Below are 17,146 nucleotides of genomic sequence, written 5' to 3'. Positions count from 1 at the left end.
TGATCAAAGTGTTTTAAATCGTCCTTTTTAAAATACCTGATCATAAGTATTTTACAATTTGTATGATTTATATTACATTTATGAATTGTGCCCTGATCTATCCTGTATTATAAAAACTTTATGAACGAACTATACGATCATTTATGAGCAAATGCCTTCTTGCGGTCTTATTCCTTTGCTCATTTTTCAAGATATCCTATTGTCAGTCCGGTGGTGCTAACGAAACAAGCGCATTGCAGCACGCACGGCAGCTGTATGTCAACAGCCTGTCGCAGCAGGCAGGCATTTACAGCGGACCTGATTATTTAGGATACCCTCATCCGGTAAAAGATGGTCACCCTTTCTTTTTATCAGCGGAGCCATTTAAAGGAGAAATATATTATGATGGGATACAGTATAAGGATATCCCTATGTGGTATGATCTTGCGAAGAATGAGGTTATTATCCAGCGTTACGATAATTTTTCCAGGATAAGCCTGCATCCGGAAAGGATCAGGGACTTTTCCATTTCAGGTCATCATTATATTAAAATAGACGAGACGGCATCCGGGCGCACCGGACTTGCAAAAGGCTTTTATGATCAGCTGTATCACAAAAAATCGGAAGTGCTTGTCAGGCGGTCTAAAGACTTCCTGATCAACACCAACATAGACGGCGTATGGGTAAGCTTTTCAAATGAGAAGAACGCGGTGTTTATTCGCACCGGTACAGAATATAAACAGGTTTCGAGCCAGAAGTCGGTGCTGCAGGCGCTCGGCAAATATCAAAAGGAGATCCAGGCCGATCTTAAACAAACTAAGATCAGGTTCAATAAAGAACGCGAAAAAGCCATTATTATAATGGTCGCTTATTATGATGAATTAAATAGTCAGCTATGAGAGCCATTCGCAACCTGATCCTGATCTGCTGCTTGTTTGTCGCCATTAGCGCCGGCGCGCAGGTACCGCCGCGGGTCCTGAGCATAGACCTGTCTAACGCTACCATAACGCAGCTGGCAACTGACATCGAGTCAAAAACCAGCGTACGCTTCTATTTCGATGTGAAACAACTGGACAGTATTCGCATAACTGCCAGGGTCGACTCCGAACCGCTTGCTGTGGTGCTGAAGAAAGCATTTGAAAAGACACCGGTTAAATTCACCATCGACCCCGGGGGGAATGTCTTCCTTACAAAAGGCAGGGAAATATTTGCCTCACTTCCTTACGGACTATTCGATGCGGAACGCGATGCAGCCCGGATAGCGAGCCAGAAGGAACCTTCAGCTCTGGCCCAGCTGTATAACCAGGACGAACAGGGGAGCGTAACATCTTCGCAGGAGAATAAACTTGTAGAGATCGGAAATAAATCCGCTGCGGGCCAGGGGGGAAGCGTTTCCCTTGCAGGATATGTAAGGGATGCGGCTAATGGCGCAGCGATCATCGGCGCTGCCGTATTTACGGAAAACCCGCGTATTGGAACATATACCGACCAGTTCGGCTATTATTCCCTGATACTGCCGCGCGGAGCTCATAACCTGAACATTAAGGCGCTGGGCATTACCGATTCCAAACGAAGGATCATGCTTTATTCCGAAGGAAAACTGGATATTGAGATCAAAACCCAGGTGCTGTCGCTGCGCGAGGTAGTGATCTCTGCAGAAAGCTCGGCCAACGTAAGAAATGTGCAGATGGGAGTCGAAAAGCTAAACATCGCTACCATCAAACAGGTGCCGGTGGTGTTTGGCGAAGCTGACGTGGTGCGGGTGATGCTCACTCTTCCTGGTGTTAAGACCGTGGGCGAAGCTGCCAGCGGCTTCAATGTCAGGGGCGGTGCGGTAGACCAGAACCTCATCCTGTTTGACGATCTCACGATATATAACCCTTCTCACTTTTTTGGCTTCTTTTCTGCCTTTAACCCCGATGTCGTAAAAGACGTGGAACTGTATAAAAGCAGTATCCCGGCGCGTTACGGCGGGCGTCTTTCGGCTGTGCTGGATGCAAACAGTAAAGACGGGAATACCAAAAAACTGGCCGGTACTGCCGGTATAGGACTGCTTACAAGCCGTCTGAATGTGGAAGGCCCGATCGTTAAAGATAAGACCTCGTTTATTCTGGGCGGGCGAACTACCTATTCGAACTGGCTGTTAAAGCTGCTTCCGGAAGACTCGAATTATAAAAACAGCAAAGCTTCTTTTTACGATGCAAACGTGAGACTTAGCCATAAGATCAGCGAAAAGAGCAATCTGTATATTACCGGCTACCTAAGCAATGATGATTCCAACCTGAACAGCGATACTTCATACGCGTACAGCAATAAAGCCCTGTCAGTAAAATGGAAGCATGTGTTTAACAATAAATTCACCAGTGTCCTTGTAGGCGGCTTTAGCGGGTACCAGTATAATACCCGTTCGGATGTTAATCCGGTCAACGCCTACAAGCTTGGCTTCGATATTAAACAGCTGAACGCCAAAGCCGATTTTAATTATTACCTGAGCCCTAAGCATACCCTGGATTTCGGTGTGAGCACTATTCAATACAGGCTCCAGCCAGGGTCGTTTACGCCTGTCGGCGGAGAGTCGCTGATTGCGCGGGATATAATAGACACCGAGCAGGCCCTGGAAAGTGCTGTGTACTTTGGCGACCGCTTTGATCTTACCCCGAGTCTTTCTTTTGATCTGGGAGTGAGGTATTCGATGTTTAATTACCAGGGCCCGCAAGACATTGACTCCTACGCACCAGGCCTGCCGCGGTCGGAAGCTAACCTGACAGGAACGACCGCCTTTAACAAAGGTGATTTTATTAAAACTTACCACGGACCCGAGCTGCGATTTTCGGCCCGCTACCAGATCAGCGAAGACCTGTCGGTCAAGACCGGGTATAACACCCTCCGCCAATACATTCACGTGCTTTCCAATACGGTAGCTATGGCTCCTACAGATATCTGGAAACTCAGCGATCCTAATATCAGGCCGCAGTATGGCGACCAGGTTTCGCTGGGACTTTATAAGAACTTTAAATCCAACACCATCGAAACCTCTGTTGAAGGCTACTATAAGCGTATTAAAGACTACCTGGACTATAAGAACGGCGCTATCCTGGTCATGAACCATAACATAGAACGGGACGTGATCAACACTAACGGAAAGGCCTATGGGTTAGAGTTTTTAGTGAAAAAGCTCACCGGTAAGCTTAATGGCTGGCTGGGCTATACCTGGTCGCGGACACTGCTTCGTATGAATGATCCCACTGCTGCCCAGTTGATTAATAATGGCGATTATTATCCCTCGAATTTCGACAAGCCTCATGATTTCACCCTGGTGGGCAATTACCGTTTCTCTCACAGGTTCAGCATGTCGCTGAATACAACGTACAGCACAGGCAGGCCGATAACAGTACCCGTTGGCAAATATTTTTATGCCGGCTCACTTAGAGCACGTTATTCCGGAAGGAACGAACTTCGTATTCCGGATTATTTCCGGACAGATGTCTCCATGAACATTGAGGGCAACCACAAAATTCATCAGCTTACACATAGCTCCTGGACTGTCGGAGTATATAATTTAACCGGCCGGGATAATCCATATTCTACCTATTTTACTTCTGAACAGGGGATGATAAAAGGCTATCGGTTATCCGTTTTTGGCAATGCGATACCCTACGTGAATTATAATATTAGATTTTAAATACATGATCAGGAAGTTATTAATTCTGTCTTTATTTTCAACTCTCCTAACGTCGCCCGGATGCAGGAAGCCATTTAATCCCGAAACCATTAAGGGTTTTTCAAGTGCATTGATCGTTGAGGGAGTGATAAATCCTTCAGGAGTAACTAATATCTATTTAAGCCGTACGCTTGATCTTGATGATAAAGTCGCGGTTAAGGCTGAATTAAAGGCATCTGTTCAGGTGCTCGCTGAAAATAACGCGGCATTTACATTAACAGAAAAAGGGAACGGGCTTTACTCAATTCCCCAACTAAGCCTTAATAGCGCCCAAAAATACCGGTTAAAGATCAAAACCGCCGCCGGCGCCGAATACATGTCAGATCCTATGGGCGTAAAAAATACGCCTCTGATCGATAATTTGGCATGGGTAAGAGAACCGGGTGGTGTGGGAATCTATGTAGATGCGCATGATAGTCAAAACAACACCCGGTATTATCAGTGGGATTACGAGGAAGATTGGGAGCTGCGGTCTCTTGATGAATCCCTGTACAAAGGAATGCCCTTATCCAACGGGAAGGGCAGTGTCGTGTCCAGAGACCCAAAGGAGACGCCGCTTATGTTAACCTGTTATAAATCCGGCCGTTCCACCAATATTGATATATTTTCAACCGCTCCGCTTACAAGTGACGTAGTATCAAAGCACCGGGTGGTGTTTATTCCTGATAATTCAGAAAAACTGGCGGTGAGATATAGCGTCCTTGTAAGACAGTATGCGCTGCCTTTTGAAGCATTTGAATACTTGAGTATGATGAAAAGGAATTCGGAACAATTAGGATCATTCTTTGACGCTCAGCCATCAGAGCTGATCGGTAACATCAGGAATATAAATGACCCGAAAGATATTGCGATCGGTTTTATCGGCATCGCATCTGTCCAGGAAAAGCGGATCTTTATTGAAAGGAACGAGCTTCAGTCGTGGGGATTTCGGTTAAGCTGTGTAAATCCTATAGTGAAGAATAATGCGGACAGCCTGGTAGCATTTAATTCGGGACAGCTGATACCCCGTACCCCGATTATCAGCGCTGGAGGGGGAATAGAAGCCTGGGAAGGCCTAAGTATTAACTGTATGGACTGCAGGAGCCGCGGAGGGAACAATAATAAACCGGCTTTTTGGTAAGATGAAGATGAGAACAACGCCAGGATATAAACTGAAAGCCCGGTTATTAACAGCAAGCTGCGCCTGCTTCCTGGTACTGCTGCTTTCCGCTCAAACTTTGCTGGCGCAGTCTGCCGTACTTGATACAGTGACAGCACGGTTTAACAGCTATGCAAAAAAGAGCCTGCAGGAAAAGATCTACCTGCATACCGACAAGAGTATGTACCTGCCGGGTGAGATCGTGTGGTTTAAAGCCTACCATGTCGGAGCCGCAAACAATACTCCGATCGATTTTAGCGAGATCGTTTATACCGAAATCCTCGACAAGGATAACAAAGCAATTTTCCAGGCCAAAAATGCTATCGCAGGCGGCAGCGGAAACGGCTCCTTCCAATTGCCTGCTGATCTTGCCTCGGGGACCTACCGCATCAGGTCGTACACCAATTGGATGAAGAACTTTAGTCCCGGCTATTTCTTTGAGAAACCCCTTTATATTGTCAACACCCTGGCTAAGCCGGCGGTGCCTGCGGAGCTGAGCCCTGGTCATGATATTCAATTCTTCCCCGAAGGCGGGGAGCTGGTAGCGGGCCTGACTTCTAAAATTGCCTATCGCGCCATCGATGAAAGGGGCAAAGGCATCGTATTCAGCGGCTCGGTTACAGACGAGAATAATAATACCCTTGTAACCTTCCGGCCCGAGCGGTTTGGTATCGGAAGCTTTATGTTTAAGCCCGAGGCAGGCAAAACCTATCGTGCAGTGATCAGCATTCCTGGTAAACAAGCTTTCACCACGCAGCTACCCGCAGTCAGGGAGAGCGGCTATGTTCTGGCCGTTCAGGAGCTGGGCGGCAATAAACTGAAACTTTCCCTCTCTTCTAAGGGGAAGGGTTCAGAGCAGGCGCTGCTGCTGGTCCATACAAGGCAGGAGACTAAGATTTCAGAAAAGATCAGCCTCGCCGCGGGCATGGGCAGTTTTGAACTGGATAAGGACCGGTTGGGCGACGGGATATCGCATATAACTGTTTTTAACAGCGCCGGCCAGCCGGTGTGCGAGCGCCTCTATTTTAAAAGACCATCAGCCGAACTCAGGTTCAGGATACAGCCCGACCAGGAGCAGTATGGAAGCCGTAAGAAGGTAACAATCAGCCTGGAAGCCACTAACGAAAAGAACGAAGCTTCTGATGTTAATGCTTCGGTTTCTGTCTATACGCATGACGGCTTGCTGCCGGGTTTAGACATTGTAAACTATCTCTGGCTGAAATCCGAGCTGAAAGGGAATGTAGAAGACCCGGGCTATTATTTCAGGAATAAAAACGCGCAGGGAGACGCAGACCTCGATAACCTGATGCTGACACATGGCTGGCGGCGGTTTGTTTGGGATGACGTTCTGGGGCGGAAAGCTCCGGCCACTGAATATCTGCCCGAGATCCAGGGGCACATCATCACCGGAAGCCTTAAAGATATCCGCTCAAACTCGCCGGTCAGCGATATTGTCAGCTATCTGTCGGTGCCCGGCAAGAACTTCCAGCTATACGCGGCGCGCAGTGATAATTCAGGTAAGCTTACATTCTATACCCACGACATCGCAGGTCCATCGGAACTGATAGCCCAAACCGACTTCAGGCGGGATTCGACATATACCATTGAACTGTCAAGCCCTTTCGCCGGCAAGTTTTCTCAAAGCCCCCTTCCCGCCTTTAGCCTGTCTGAGGGCTTCCGGGAATCGCTGCTCGGACAAAGTGTGGGTAACCAGGTTCAGAATGTGTTCCTTGGCAACAAGCTGCGAACATTCTATCCTGCCGTAACAGACAGCGGCTCCTTTTACCTCCAGCCTGTGAAAAGCTACCTGCTCGATAATTTTGTACGGTTCAATACCATGGAAGAAGTGTTGAGGGAGTATGTTACCGAGGTGCCGGTAACCCGGCAGCGGGATGAATTTAGTCTCTGGGTAGCCTTTAAGCGGCATTATAATGACCCCTATAGAAATGTCGAGCCGCTGCTGGTGTATGACGGGGTTCCTGTATTCGACCGTGGTACCAGGATGGTCAGATATGATCCAAAGAAGGTTAAAACCGTTGAGATCCTCGACAAGAAATATTACCACGGCCCGGTGATCTTTAACAGCATAATCCAGTTCAAGTCGTATAAGAGCAACCTGCCCGACTTCCAGCTGGACCACAGGGCTACTGTCCAGGATTATGAAGGCACGCAGCTAAGACGGGAGTTTTATGCGCCGGCCTATGAAACTGCGGAGCAGATGGCCGACCGTATGCCGGACTTCAGAAATTTACTATACTGGTCGCCGGATATAAGCATTGACAGTTCCGGCAAAAAGACTATCAGTTTTTATACTTCCGATAAAAAAGGGAAATACAGGGTTGAATTGCAGGGCATATCGGCTGCGGGGAGAGTTGGGACCGGCGAACTTATACTGGAGGTTAAATAGCCTGAGATCCGTGATATGAGGAGCACCTCCGGATGATTTTTTGTAATTTAAGAATATGAACAGATCTGTCTTCTTTAAAACCGCGTTTCTTCTGTTATTAATTCTGCAGGTTTCTGCCTTTGCGTATAGTCAGAGCCCGGATTATAAACTCAGAGTAGAGTGGCAGCCGGCCCGGAATAATTTCGAGGGTAACAACCAGTCGCTTTCGACCCTGAGGATCATAAATGACTCGGCTATCGACTTGCCGTCCGGGGGATGGACGCTGTATTTTAACTACAGCGGCAGCTTCCCCAAACCTGAGAGCCACGGCCTGCACATGTCATATATAAACGGCGACCTTTACAAGATCCGGCCTGATACAACCTTTGCGGGTATTGCGGCAAATAGCAGCCTGAATTATCAGATGGTCAGAGGCGGAACGATCGACAATATCACGATGGCACCCATGGGGTTTTACCTGGTGTTTGACAAAGAACCTGCAAAGGCTATTGTGGTACCTGCAACCTATCCCGACCCCGATAGGGCCTTTCTTCAAAGTCTGGCATCGGCTCCTAACAGTTCAATGAATCCGGTTAATATTTTTGCAAAAAGTGCCGCTGTAAAGGATATTGATGAAAGTGAGCTGGTTAAAGTGTTTCCAAGTCCCGTATCATATAATACCGGGAGCGGAGAATTCTCACTTTACGCCGGTACCCGCATTTATGCTGACCCTGCTTTTGCTAGAGAGGCTGCCTATCTCTCGTCCGAACTGGGTAAGGTACTGTTTTTAAAACCCGGTATTGTTAAACTTGTACCTACAGGTAATTCCATTGTCCTTCAAAAAAATATGCGGATCGTTCCCGAAGGCTATTCCCTTAAGGTTTCGCCTAATGGAGTTGTTATTTCTGCTTCCACACCGGCAGGAGCCTTCTATGGTATACAGTCCTTAAAAACTCTGTTGCCTCCCTCCAGCTGGAAGGAAAAACAAAAGGCTATCCCGCTCCAGGGAGTAGAGGTTGTGGATGCACCCCGTTTTGGCTACCGCAGCCTGATGCTGGATGTATCACGCAATTTTCAGCCCAAAAGCGAAGTGATCAAGATACTGGATGTGATGAGCCTGTATAAACTAAATACTTTGCACCTTCATTTTTCGGATGATGAAGGCTGGCGCATTGAGATCCCTTCATTACCGGAACTGACCCAGGTAGGAAGTGTCAGGGGGCATACTGTTGACAACAGAAACAATATCCAGCCATCATTCGGGTCTGGCGGGGCAACAAAGGTGCTTCCCGGCAGCGGTCATTACAGCCGTTCTGACTTTATCGAAATACTCAGGTATGCTGCCGGCCGGCACATCAGCGTGATCCCCGAGATCGAATCGCCCGGCCATGCGCGCGCCGCAATAAAATCGATGGAGAACCGCTATCATAAACTGATGAAAGCCGGTAAACCGGCCGAAGCAAGCAGGTATCGCCTGACCGAACCGGCAGACTCCTCGAAATACCGCTCTGTACAGGGCTGGGATGATAATGTGATCAGCGTTGCTTTGCCATCGGCCTACAATTTCATGGAGCGGGTTACCGACGATCTGATCCTGATGTATAAGGAAGCTAATGCACCTCTTAAGACCATTCATTTTGGCGGCGATGAGGTTCCTGCAGGTGTTTGGGAAAGGTCCCCGGCATATCTCCAGTTAAGAAAAACAAATTCATCCATAAAAAATACTGACGACCTCTGGTATTATTACTTTGGGAAACTGAATGAGATGGTAAAAAAGCGGGGCCTGTATCTTTCCGGTTGGGAAGAGGCGGGTATGCGGAAGACCATTCTCGACGGCAGGCCTCATTATATTTCCAATCCGGATTTTGCGGATGACCATTTCCAGCTCAACGTTTGGAATAATACCATCGGCTCCGGTTCCGAGGATCTTGCTTACCGTTTGGCCAACGGTGGGTATAAAGTAGTTCTGTCCCCCGTGTCGAACCAATATTTTGATCTTGCTTATAACAATTCATACTACGAGCCGGGTTACAAATGGGGCGGATTTGTTGATACCGATAAGCCCTTCTACCTGATCCCGTTTGATATGCTCAAAAATGTAAAGGAAAATGGACAGGGTAATCCCATTGGCAAGCTCGACCAAACCGGGAAGATCAGGCTCACCGATTACGGCAAGTCCAATATCGTGGGCATACAGGGACTGCTATGGTCCGAAAATAATGTGGACACCAACCGGGTGGAATATATGCTGCTACCCAAATTATTAGGCCTGGCCGAACGGGCATGGGCTAAAGATCCTGAGTGGGCTGCAAGCGCTGACAAGGCCAGGTCGGATGAGCTGTATGCAAAGTCATGGAACCAGTTTGCAAACCTTCTGGGTAAACGCGAACTTCCGCGCTTAAGCTATTATAATAAGGGATATTCTTATCGTATTCCTGAACCGGGACTGAAAGCAGAAAATGGCCGTATTACTGCCAAAATACAATACCCGGGGCTGGATATCAGGTATACTGCCGACGGCTCGGAGCCTTCAGCGGCAAGTAAACTTTACAGCGGACCGGTATCTGAGAGGGGCCTGATCCGCTTTGCTGCATTTGATGTAAGGGGAAGAAGGGGAAGGGTTGTGGAGGTGGAGAACAGATAGATCAGCCCGGCAGACTGCCGCAACGGTCAGACAGAATGTTTATAAACCGGTACCTTAACTAAAATAATAAAATGAAGAATTTTAAACTTGTATTCCTGCTGATTGTTTCACTTTCAGCCTTTAGCGTTCAGGCCCAGGAAAAAGAAAAATCAAAGCCTGAAAAGCAATATGTTGTGTATGAGAGAAGCCGCCAGATAACGCGGTTGGATATACGCAGAAATGCAAAGGCCACGGCGAACGTGGTCGAGATAGAAACCCAAAGTGTAACCGGCGGTTCTGCAACCCTTTTGCAAGGCGATGTCCCAACTGTAGAGATAACCAGTATGGAAGTTGTTGCCGGAAGTTATGGGAGAAAAAATGAAGTCTCCAGAACCGGCCGCGCAGTAAAACTGCAGCTGCTGGATGTGGTGTACCCGCTAAGATTAAGACTTACAATTGCCGACCGTCCCTTGCTTGAGTTAGAATTGAAGCAGCCCGGTACCTGGATCATAGGGGCAGGGGTGACGTTATAGGTTTTTTGAAGCGATGCCGGAAATCTCTCAGAATACAAGGGACGAGGAAGCGGGGAGACATTGAAAAAATGAAATCAACGTTCATTGATTAGCCTGGTATTGATTGGATTTGTGATAGGAATTTTGTTTCTTTGCAACCTGATCACATGACTCCTTAGCTCAGTTGGTTAGAGCTACTGACTCTTAATCAGTAGGTCCTGGGTTCGAGTCCCAGAGGGGTCACATTTAATGGTGCGCAGCACGGGAGTTATTTTCTTCTCCGGGACGAGAAGTTCACCCCGTTGCAGAACGGGGAGTCCCAGAGGGGTCACAAAATCACAAAAACCGCTTCTAGATACATTTAGGGCGGTTTTGTATTTTAGACTCTTTGGTAGAGACTGCATTTCCATCCACAGAAGTCACTTTTTGAGTTCGATACTCGTCAGGTCGTTAGGTTTAATAAACATCATTATGAGTGCCAATATCTAACAAGACGATATTTTCTAATTCGGGATTCAATAGATCTTTTTCTATCACAAAGATAATCCTGCAATCATAACCACATGAACAAGCCAAATAAGAAGCCAACTTGCCGCTAAGTTTATGAGTTTTCAGTGACGGATTAAATGCATCGACCTGCAACTTATCCAAAGTTTTGAAAATGGCAGCCTTTAACGTGTTGTTATTATTCGTAAACTTTTTATATGATTTTTCGAAGGCTTTTGATAAAACCAGTTTACGTTCCGGCAGCATCCGTTTTAAAGAGAATTTAACCTGGTTTTCACTTCATCCGCAGTAGCCGGAGTGATCCTGCCAGAATGATAATCTTTTAAAGACTGCTTAGCTGATTTAGCAACATCATTACGACGAGCTTCTATCTGACGTTTTTGCAATATCTCCAATAGCATTTCCCTGGAATTATAATCCATTCGCATGATCTCTTGTAATGCCGAGTCTATTGTTGTCATAATAACACTCTATTAAATACAAAATTAGTCAATTCCAATATAATAAACAATGTTAATAGGAGTATTCCATTTACCAGAGCGTTACGAAACTGTTCTTTATTTTCTTGGTAATTTCAATAGCCATTAATTTAAGTTCTTTTTAACGCCGTAATTTTCATGATGTTTTATATAACTATTTCTGTACCATCAAGTTCACATTTAATGGTGCGCAGCACGTGAGTTATTTTCTTCTCCGGGACGAGAAGTTCACCCCGTTGCAGAACGGGGAGTCCCAAGGGGTCACTAAGGGAGACACTATACGTTAGTTGTCTCCCTTTTTTATACCCATACTGGTATTCCAATATCCCAAAGTGCATTTGAACAGGTCAGCTGCTCCCTTTGAACGGCTGCTTTCATTCGCAAGGTTGGAATAGGTCATTTCATAACCTGTATAGGAAGGTGGTCGCATGTAACAAAACGACACATGCGACCACCTTGGGGTCGATTTGCCCGGGAACACCGGTTACTATAAATATGTGACCGCCTTCGGGTTCGGGAAAAAAGGCAACGTTGATTTTCTATAAACATATAACCCCTTCGGGGTTCAAGAAATACGTTTGTAATCGGAGTAATAGGGTTAATGCAGCGTTTTGACGTTCTTTTGCTTGTTAAATGTAGTGTCTTAAAGCAGATTACAGACCCCGAAGGGGTCACATCTTTATAGGATCATATTGTCAGCTAATCCCGACCCCGGTTTCTATGATTTTATAATATCTACGATTGCTTTAAACCCCTTTGCCCGGGCATGTTGTAATGGTGTGATCCCATCGTGGTCAGGAATATCCATTTTCGCCCCTGCATTTTTTAAAATTCGAACAATCTGCTGGTATTTTTCGCTTCCATCTCCCAGTACAATGGCTTCCATTAAAGCTGTCCAACCCAAACGGTTAATATGGTCAACCGGATAATCCCTGGTATTCGCCAACAACCTGACCGTCTCTACATGGCCACGTTCGCAAGCGGGTATGAGTGCCGATCCGTTGTAACGGTTGAAAATGTCAAAGCGTGCGCCATTGTTTAAGAATAACGCTACCAATTCCGTTTGCCCGCTGGCCCCTGCATATAAAAAGGGACTGTCTCTGTTTTCTGCCTGCTGATTGACATCCGCGCCGTGCTCTACCAAAAGCTTGGCCATCTCGGTTTGCCTGTTATTTGTGGCGAGCAACAACAGGGAACGCTTGTTTTTATCTGTTGTGTTGACGTCCGCTCCATTGTTCAAAGCTCTTTCTACAGCCGGCAGATCGTTGTTTTCTACAGCTTTTAAAATATCGTGTCCATTCATATTGTCTGTATTTGGATCTTCTGCCGGAGTTGAAAAGCATGAAGATGCTATAGTCATCATTGTTAATATCAAAAAGAAAATTTTCATAAGCCTCAACTTTTAATAAACAATATTCCCTTTATATATCAGCGATTTCACAGGCGATACCCGGGAAACTGCTTCTGCCGAACAGCTTGCATCGATCAGCACGATATTGGCATCGTCTCCTGCTTTGGGCCATTGTTGTACACCTTTGTCATCCAGGGGAATAGGCCCCGCCGTTGCCAGTTTCAACATCCGGGATAATCCGAATTCTGAAACCTGGCCATACAATTGCGCTGCGAGATTGGCTTTCTGCAATACACTTCCGGTTCCCATGGTGCTCCAGTAATCCACAATGCTGTCATTCCCCGTTATCACATCTACACCGTGTTTTAACAGTGCGGGAACCGGCATAATCAATCCTCCGAATGGAATAGTGGAAGCAATGCCGATCCGGGCTGCGGCCAGCCGTTCAGCTATGGCTTCTTGTTTGTTCTTTTCTAAAGTTCCCAGTGCAAAAGCATGACTGACAAAGGTTTTTCCTTTTAGGACGGGGTTTTCATTCACTTTGGCGATCAGGTATTCGATGGTGTCAAGACCTGATTTCCCCGATTCGTGTAAGTGGATATCAATTCCTTTGTTATTGTCCAGGGCGAGCTGAACAGTGGTATCTAATGTTCTTTCGATCGAGCCGTCTACGTTGGTAGGGTCTAAACCTCCGATAAAATCAATGTCCATTTTTGCGGCTTCCTTCATATAGGGAAGCGAATCCGTATAATAGAGACCATGTTGCGGAAAGGCGACTAATTCCGCACCGAAGACATCTTTTTTATTGGCCAGGGCTATTTCCAGGTTTTTAAGCGAATCAAGTCTGGATGTCGGTTCTATATTGACGTGGCTGCGGGCGAACCCGGTTCCTTGTGACTGCAATAGTTCTATCAGCCTTTCAGCCTTATAGGTGGAGTTTTTCAACATTTCCCGTAATGTTCTTTGCTCCAGTGCTATCATTCCCTTTATTCCCCCCGAGCGGCGTACTGCACGCCATTTATCTGCATAAAGGGTTTTGTCCAAATGGATGTGCATATCCCTGAAAGAAGGAAGCATAAGCATTCCCCGGGCATCTATGGCATTTGCTCCCGGCTGGTTTGGGATTATTCTTTTTATTGTTCCGCCTTCAATTTCTACGCAGAAAAGCTCTGTATTGGTGGCGACTATCTCATCGGCCTCATAGTCAAAGCCGGTTTCCAAACGAACGTTTTTCAATGTGTACATATTGCCTGATGTTATGGTTTTGGATTCTTGTGTTCCGCCAGTTTGTGTATGGAGCAGTCCCGGGACAAAAGCCAGGCCTGCAAGACTCAATCCAGTGCTTTTGAGGAAATCTTTACGTGATATATCTGACTTTTTCATCGTTTTTGCGCATTGATTTTGACAAGTCGCCCCGCTTTAAGGGAAAGCGAGGGATTGATCACAAATGTACCCAACCTGCCTGGCATAAGGCTTGTGGGATTCCTGCCGTTACTTGAAGAATTTATTTCTTTTCCCTGAATTCAGTAGGAGATATTCCTGTCCGGCTTTTGAAAAAATTAGAAAAATAGGCGTGATCCGCAAAACCTAGTTTAAAAGCGATTTCTTTGATGGATAGCGAGGTGCTTTGCAGCAGTCTTTTGGCTTCTGTACTTACACGTAGTTGTATCAGCTGTGTTGCAGATATTTTCAGGTGTTTTTTGCAAAGGACGTTGAGGTAGTTGGCAGAAATATTCAGCCTGTCCGCATAGAATGTCACAGATTGCTGCTGCCGGAAGAATTCATCTATCAACATGTTGAAAGCAGCTAATCTTGCATTGGACTGGTAAACCTTGAATTCCGTAAAAGCTTGTTCTGCCTCCCTGCTCAAAATGGACGCGATGACCGCTGAACGGGCGCTGATCAGGTGTGCCAGGGAATCCGCTCGTTCCAGTTCGTTTCTGATCGCATCGAATTCATAATGCAGCATCTCGAATGCGCTGTCTGACAATTGTATGACCGGGTGATTTTGGTAGTTGGTAAAAGAAAACCTGAAATAAGGGGCGAACTTTTCAAAGAATGTCCGTTCGATCATGAGCTGGTAGCCGATCGTTTCTGCCTTGATGTCCCATTTGTGCAGCTGTCCGGGAAACAAAACATGGACCTGGTGATTGCCGATAGGATAATCTATGGAATCGATTGAATGTACGCCCTTGGCCCGGTCAAAGAGATTGATCGTGAAGAAATCATGTGCATGGGGCTTCTCAATGCTTCTTTCCCCGTGCAGTTCGTTGAATAAAAGCTCTTCACGGCCGGCGAACTGACCTTCCCTGAATCCCTGGATGCCAATCACCGATATTGAACTATTACTTTCGTGTTTATTCATCTATAAGCTCATGGGAAGGTTACAATATCATCTGCGCTTTGGTATCCTTAGACATAGCAGGTGGAGATAATGGATCGAATATCGAAACTTTTTTTGAGTAGTTAGGATTCTTGAAAGTTTTTAGCAATAGAGTTTATAATCTCCCGATTCAGCTGCGTTGATCTTCGCTTAAGGGGCGGCCTCTTGTCATGAAGGGTTTATCATAGTTTTTCTTTATTTTCGGCACGAAGTCCAATTTCTTCACTTGAGCGTATGATGGATATTGCATTACAGTAATTACCGTTCGGGTAATTACATCTTCAGCTGATAATTTTATTCATGACTTCTGCGTCTTCAGCAGAGGTAAGGTCTCCTATTTTTATTTAATTCTTAGTAATGCACAAACACAATTATACTATCAGGAGGGAAATGCCTTCTGATATCGAGGCTATCGATCAGGTAACAAAGGCTGCATTTGCCTCCGCAGCATACAGCAGCGGAACGGAATCGTTCATCATAAGATCCCTGCGCGAAAATGGTCAACTGGCCGTTTCTCTGGTAGCAGAAGAGGAGGGAGTATTGATAGGACATGTTGCTATGTCGGCTGTAATCATTTCATCAGGAAATGAAGGCTGGTTTGGCTTAGGGCCTGTATCGGTGATCCCTTCGAAACAGGGATCAGGAGTAGGCTCCGGCCTGATCAGGGCCGCCATTGACGCATTGAAGGAGCTGCATGCAGCCGGCTGTGTGGTGCTGGGCGAGCCTTCCTATTATGGCCGGTTCGGATTCAGCAGCGATGCCCGTTTGCAGTACCTGCATGCTCCTGCCGAATATTTCCAGGTACAGTCATTTACAGGAAATATACCGGAGGGAACTGTGGAATATGATGATAGTTTCAACGTCACCAGTTGAAATTAATCAGGTGTAGCTTGAAGAGGCTGTCTCAGGAGAGCAGCCTCTTTTTTAAAAAACTCCAGGGTCTTTTCATCTTTGGGATCGCAATCAATGCTGGTGGTGTAAATATCTTTGATCTTCTGATAGAAGAAACGTTCCGAAATCCGGATCTCCCGGATGCGATCCTGCAGCTCATTAAAATAAATCATAGAACTGCCCGACTTGAAGCGATCATCGTTCAGCGCAAATCCTTTAATAATGTATTCTTTAAGCCGCTGCGTAGCCCAGATACGAAATTGAGTGCCCTGGACGGATTTTACACGATAGCCTACTGAGATTATCACATCCAGGTTATAATATTTTACTTCTTTATCCTGAGTCTTCCCTGCAATAGCACCATGGGGAGTGGTATGTCGGAAATTCCGACATACCACATTTTCATCCAGTTCCCCTTCAGTAAATGTGTTTTGTATGTGTTCAGTGATGGTTGTCCTGGCTCATCTCCTATTGGCTTGTATTACATGTTCTAAACTGTAAGCTAGGCCGCATATTGTTAGGAATTTACTGTTTAACCTACTTTACATTTTTAAGGACACTCAATACGACGGGCAGGAATTGGGGTGGGTATTAAGATCATTCCTAAAGTTTGCGTGTAATTTCAAAACATTTATATTGCATCATGAACACCTGGCAATCCCTCCAAGCAAAACTCATCAAATTCCGAAACGACCGCGACTGGGCCCAGCTCCACAACCCAAAAGATCTAGCACTTGCACTATCTATAGAGGCCGCAGAACTCAACGAGTTATTTCTATGGAAAAACTCAGAGGATGCAGACCTCGAAAAAGTAAAAGAAGAACTAGCCGATGTTTTTGCCTACGCTTTGCTTCTGGCAGAAAATATGATTTGGATATTGAGGAAATAGTCAACACCAAGATTGAAAAGAACGCCGCCAAGTATCCCATTGATAAATCAAAAGGCACAGCAAAAAAATACGACGAGCTCAAATGATCATATACCAGGCAACAAAAGCACCGAACGCGAAATAGGCGGTAATATGAAGACTCTGCTAAAAGTTTTTTTTGAGAAGCGAGAATTGAGCAGCGAGCTTCTACGGACGTAACTGATAGGGTAAAGCTGTGCTGGACGTTTGAATTCAAGTAAAATGGATATATCACCAGGCATATGCTACGCATGCCCATGACGAGACCT

Annotated in this window: 14 protein-coding genes and 1 tRNA gene; 9 read left to right on the top strand and 6 right to left on the bottom strand. The window is 46.1% G+C overall.

Features of this window, described 5'->3' with window-relative positions; genetic code table 11:
- Positions 1-143: 143 nt before the first annotated feature.
- From P2W76_RS04375 to P2W76_RS04345, 7 genes are all read left to right on the top strand, one after another.
- The gene (locus P2W76_RS04375; protein ID WP_276346306.1) at positions 144-878 is read left to right on the top strand and encodes a hypothetical protein; all 735 of its coding nucleotides are present in this window, start codon (positions 144-146) and stop codon (positions 876-878) included.
- Entirely contained in the window at positions 875-3,661 is a 2,787-nt protein-coding gene (locus P2W76_RS04370; RefSeq protein ID WP_276346305.1) for a carboxypeptidase-like regulatory domain-containing protein, read from the top strand. Before P2W76_RS04375 ends, P2W76_RS04370 begins: the two co-directional genes overlap by 4 nt.
- A 4-nt stretch (positions 3,662-3,665) precedes the next feature.
- Entirely contained in the window at positions 3,666-4,820 is a 1,155-nt protein-coding gene (locus P2W76_RS04365) for a DUF4249 domain-containing protein (RefSeq protein WP_276346304.1), read from the top strand.
- Positions 4,821-4,827: 7 nt separating this feature from the next.
- The gene (locus tag P2W76_RS04360) at positions 4,828-7,245 is read left to right on the top strand and encodes a hypothetical protein (RefSeq protein WP_276346303.1); all 2,418 of its coding nucleotides are present in this window, start codon (positions 4,828-4,830) and stop codon (positions 7,243-7,245) included.
- 55 nt (positions 7,246-7,300) lie between these two features.
- Positions 7,301-9,868 (top strand): family 20 glycosylhydrolase, encoded by a 2,568-nt coding sequence (locus P2W76_RS04355; RefSeq protein ID WP_276346302.1) that lies wholly within the window; start codon positions 7,301-7,303, stop codon positions 9,866-9,868.
- A gap of 71 nt (positions 9,869-9,939) precedes the next feature.
- Positions 9,940-10,380 carry a hypothetical protein gene (locus tag P2W76_RS04350; protein ID WP_276346301.1) on the top strand — a complete coding sequence of 147 codons (441 nt, stop codon included), beginning with the start codon at positions 9,940-9,942 and terminating at the stop codon, positions 10,378-10,380.
- Between the two features lie 148 nt (positions 10,381-10,528).
- Positions 10,529-10,602 (top strand) — tRNA-Lys (locus tag P2W76_RS04345).
- A gap of 213 nt (positions 10,603-10,815) precedes the next feature.
- On the opposite strand, the gene P2W76_RS04340 is transcribed toward P2W76_RS04345, so the two are convergent.
- From P2W76_RS04340 to P2W76_RS04320, 5 genes are all read right to left on the bottom strand, one after another.
- Complete coding sequence (locus P2W76_RS04340) at positions 10,816-11,112, bottom strand: type II toxin-antitoxin system mRNA interferase toxin, RelE/StbE family (protein WP_276346300.1); 297 nt, start codon at positions 11,110-11,112, stop codon at positions 10,816-10,818.
- Positions 11,113-11,117: 5 nt separating this feature from the next.
- Entirely contained in the window at positions 11,118-11,327 is a 210-nt protein-coding gene (locus tag P2W76_RS04335; RefSeq protein ID WP_276346299.1) for a hypothetical protein, read from the bottom strand.
- Positions 11,328-12,063: 736 nt separating this feature from the next.
- Entirely contained in the window at positions 12,064-12,708 is a 645-nt protein-coding gene (locus P2W76_RS04330; protein ID WP_276346298.1) for an ankyrin repeat domain-containing protein, read from the bottom strand.
- 39 nt (positions 12,709-12,747) lie between these two features.
- Positions 12,748-14,079: an amidohydrolase gene (locus tag P2W76_RS04325; RefSeq protein ID WP_276346297.1), complete on the bottom strand. Its 1,332-nt coding sequence runs from the start codon at positions 14,077-14,079 to the stop codon at positions 12,748-12,750.
- A gap of 121 nt (positions 14,080-14,200) precedes the next feature.
- Complete coding sequence (locus P2W76_RS04320; RefSeq protein WP_276346296.1) at positions 14,201-15,061, bottom strand: helix-turn-helix domain-containing protein; 861 nt, start codon at positions 15,059-15,061, stop codon at positions 14,201-14,203.
- 375 nt (positions 15,062-15,436) lie between these two features.
- Between P2W76_RS04320 and P2W76_RS04315 the strand changes: the two genes are divergently transcribed.
- Positions 15,437-15,952 (top strand): N-acetyltransferase, encoded by a 516-nt coding sequence (locus tag P2W76_RS04315; RefSeq protein WP_276346295.1) that lies wholly within the window; start codon positions 15,437-15,439, stop codon positions 15,950-15,952.
- 2 nt (positions 15,953-15,954) lie between these two features.
- Here P2W76_RS04315 and rhuM read toward each other — a convergent pair whose 3' ends face one another.
- The gene (gene rhuM, locus P2W76_RS04310) at positions 15,955-16,368 is read right to left on the bottom strand and encodes a RhuM family protein (RefSeq protein ID WP_276346294.1); all 414 of its coding nucleotides are present in this window, start codon (positions 16,366-16,368) and stop codon (positions 15,955-15,957) included.
- A 245-nt stretch (positions 16,369-16,613) separates the two neighbouring features.
- On the opposite strand from rhuM, the gene P2W76_RS04305 reads away from it, so the two are divergent.
- A complete protein-coding gene (locus P2W76_RS04305; RefSeq protein WP_276346293.1) occupies positions 16,614-16,859 on the top strand; it encodes a nucleotide pyrophosphohydrolase in 246 nt (81 codons plus the stop codon).
- The last annotated feature ends 287 nt before the right edge of the window (positions 16,860-17,146 follow it).

Source organism: Daejeonella sp. JGW-45, assembly GCF_029360805.1.
In the GTDB taxonomy this organism is placed as follows: Bacteria; Bacteroidota; Bacteroidia; order Sphingobacteriales; family Sphingobacteriaceae; genus Daejeonella.
Note: the sequence above shows the minus strand (reverse complement) of the source record. Positions and strands in the feature narration are given on the sequence as shown.

What these genes read in the sequence shown, in the direction of transcription:
- P2W76_RS04375 (WP_276346306.1), top strand. Translation starts at nt 144, where the DNA reads ATGAGCAAATGCCTTCTTGCGGTCTTATTCCTTTGCTCATTTTTCAAG.
- P2W76_RS04370 (WP_276346305.1), top strand. Translation starts at nt 875, where the DNA reads ATGAGAGCCATTCGCAACCTGATCCTGATCTGCTGCTTGTTTGTCGCC.
- P2W76_RS04365 (WP_276346304.1), top strand. Translation starts at nt 3,666, where the DNA reads ATGATCAGGAAGTTATTAATTCTGTCTTTATTTTCAACTCTCCTAACG.
- P2W76_RS04360 (WP_276346303.1), top strand. Translation starts at nt 4,828, where the DNA reads ATGAGAACAACGCCAGGATATAAACTGAAAGCCCGGTTATTAACAGCA.
- P2W76_RS04355 (WP_276346302.1), top strand. Translation starts at nt 7,301, where the DNA reads ATGAACAGATCTGTCTTCTTTAAAACCGCGTTTCTTCTGTTATTAATT.
- P2W76_RS04350 (WP_276346301.1), top strand. Translation starts at nt 9,940, where the DNA reads ATGAAGAATTTTAAACTTGTATTCCTGCTGATTGTTTCACTTTCAGCC.
- P2W76_RS04340 (WP_276346300.1), bottom strand. Translation starts at nt 11,112, where the DNA reads ATGCTGCCGGAACGTAAACTGGTTTTATCAAAAGCCTTCGAAAAATCA.
- P2W76_RS04335 (WP_276346299.1), bottom strand. Translation starts at nt 11,327, where the DNA reads ATGACAACAATAGACTCGGCATTACAAGAGATCATGCGAATGGATTAT.
- P2W76_RS04330 (WP_276346298.1), bottom strand. Translation starts at nt 12,708, where the DNA reads ATGATGACTATAGCATCTTCATGCTTTTCAACTCCGGCAGAAGATCCA.
- P2W76_RS04325 (WP_276346297.1), bottom strand. Translation starts at nt 14,079, where the DNA reads ATGAAAAAGTCAGATATATCACGTAAAGATTTCCTCAAAAGCACTGGA.
- P2W76_RS04320 (WP_276346296.1), bottom strand. Translation starts at nt 15,061, where the DNA reads ATGAATAAACACGAAAGTAATAGTTCAATATCGGTGATTGGCATCCAG.
- P2W76_RS04315 (WP_276346295.1), top strand. Translation starts at nt 15,437, where the DNA reads ATGCACAAACACAATTATACTATCAGGAGGGAAATGCCTTCTGATATC.
- P2W76_RS04305 (WP_276346293.1), top strand. Translation starts at nt 16,614, where the DNA reads ATGAACACCTGGCAATCCCTCCAAGCAAAACTCATCAAATTCCGAAAC.